General features: G+C 51.8%; 2 pseudogenes. Both read right to left on the reverse strand.

What is annotated here, in order from left to right:
• Nucleotides 1-100, reverse strand: a pseudogene (locus BGK49_RS30535) (tail fiber assembly protein); the annotation flags it as partial.
• A gap of 14 nt (nt 101-114) precedes the next feature.
• A pseudogene (locus tag BGK49_RS17605) lies at nt 115-477 on the reverse strand (IS1-like element IS1X2 family transposase); the annotation flags it as partial.

Genomic DNA, 477 nt, shown 5'->3' on the forward strand with positions numbered 1-477 from the left:
CTTCCGCTTTGAGTCTGTAGTCAAAGACAAATTCATCATTGCGGTAAAACCAGTAACCCGGCGCGGTAATGCGGCGGTTGGCGGTAATATCAGGAACTTGGTAATGACTCCAACTTACTGATAGTGTTTTATGTTCAGATAATGCCCGATGACCTTGTCATGCAGCTCCACCGATTTTGAGAACGACAGTGACTTCCGTCCCAGCCTTGCCAGATGTTGTCTCAGATTCAGATTATGTCGCTCAATGCGCTGAGTGTAACGCTTGCTGATAACGTGCAGCTTTCCCTTCAGGCGTGATTCATACAGCGGCCAGCCATCCGTCATCCATACCACGACCTCAAAGGCCGACAGCAGGCTCAGAAGACGCTCCAGTGTGGCCAGAGTGCGTTCACCGAAGACGTGCGCCACAACCGTCCTCCGTATCCTGTCATACGCGTAAAACAGCCAGCGCTGACGTGATTTAGCACCGACGTAGCC

It is taken from the genome of Shigella sp. FC1544 (assembly GCF_001722145.1).
Classification (GTDB): Bacteria; Pseudomonadota; Gammaproteobacteria; order Enterobacterales; family Enterobacteriaceae; genus Escherichia; species Escherichia coli.